The 887-nt window shown below is 46.1% G+C and carries 1 protein-coding gene; it reads right to left on the bottom strand.

What is annotated here, in order from left to right:
* Positions 1-115 precede the first annotated feature (115 nt).
* Positions 116-292, bottom strand: coding sequence for a hypothetical protein (locus tag ACOCD2_RS22565; protein ID WP_294031875.1), 177 nt, complete (start codon positions 290-292; stop codon positions 116-118).
* Positions 293-887: the final 595 nt, after the last annotated feature.

Genomic DNA, 887 nt, shown 5'->3' with positions numbered 1-887 from the left:
TTACTTGATTACCCACGATATTCAGCCACGCATACAGAAATTGGACTATAATAGAACATACATAGAATCAGTGTCTTAGTGAGGTGGCGGACATGGCAAAGAATATCATCCAATTTCAAAAAGGTCTCAGTTTGCCGAAATTTCTCGAAAAGTATGGTACAGAAGAGCAGTTTGCGAAGTTGTTGCGTAGTGCTTGGTGACCAGGACGGCTGGGGCACAAATAGGTTGTCAAAGACCGAGTCGATTTTGGGAACTGGGATGTCCCAAGATCTATACACGAGGTCGAAGACACACTTGATTTTACCAAGAACCCACTGGAGTGCGCAATCTCTTTTCGGTACCCTCCTCTGTATCCCGACATTTAGCTTCATATGTATAGGATTTCGCAATTTCCTTCACAACCACTGCTACATAGGGATAGTCGTGGTACAAACGATCTGCCAAGTTGTCGTATTTCAAGGCAAGCTCACGTTCCTGTTCGCCTCCTTTTCCAAGCCAATGAAGCCCACGAGAATTATAAACACTCTTTGAAAAACCCTGGCCTATCCCTGAGGATGCTGTTTTCTCTATTGCCTCGCAGACCGCTTCACAAGGCCACATGCCGCTCTCGTCTTCAGGTGCCCTGGCAAGTAATTGACCGATATATTGATCACCTATGGTCCCACGAGCATGTTTATGGAGCAGTTGTCGGGCTTGTTCAATCCAAGAAACGAGTGCTTCTTTGTCTATATGACCGTTTTCATCTGTACCGGGAATCTTTTTTATCTGATTAATTCTACTTTGTCATATTTCCCCACCCCTCCGCCGACAGGATTCTGTGGCAGCCTGTCGTCGCCGGTGTCGCTCTTGAATAAGTCTGGCGAGTTGTTTGGGTGTAGGTTCTGGCT

It is taken from the genome of Thiolapillus sp., from assembly GCF_048562965.1.
GTDB lineage: Bacteria > Pseudomonadota > Gammaproteobacteria > Chromatiales > Chromatiaceae > Thiolapillus > Thiolapillus brandeum_A.
Note: the sequence above shows the minus strand (reverse complement) of the source record. Positions and strands in the feature narration are given on the sequence as shown.